Here is a 251-nt window from a genome sequence, read left to right as displayed (position 1 = left end):
CAAATCCTCTTTACGTTCACTGGCTGGTCCTTGCCCCGCAACAGAACTGAAGGCCCCGTTATCGCTCACATGGGCTTTCGCTAATCGTATATCGATTTTCCCTGAGCCATCAAAGACCACATCATACGTATTTAATTCAAGTTCGTACCCCTCTTTCGTGTAATCGACGACCACATCAGCCCCAAGTCGCTTTACAAGTTCAACGTTTCGCACGTGGCAAACTGCTGTGACATGCACGCCGTAATGCTTCG

General features: G+C 49.0%; 1 pseudogene. It reads right to left on the bottom strand.

Going from position 1 to position 251, the window contains the following annotated elements:
• Positions 1-251: pseudogene (locus tag AC2Q9J_RS18280) on the bottom strand (NAD(P)-dependent alcohol dehydrogenase); the annotation flags it as partial.

The organism is Planococcus sp. RAB007_Raresut (assembly GCF_057369535.1).
Note: the sequence above shows the minus strand (reverse complement) of the source record. Positions and strands in the feature narration are given on the sequence as shown.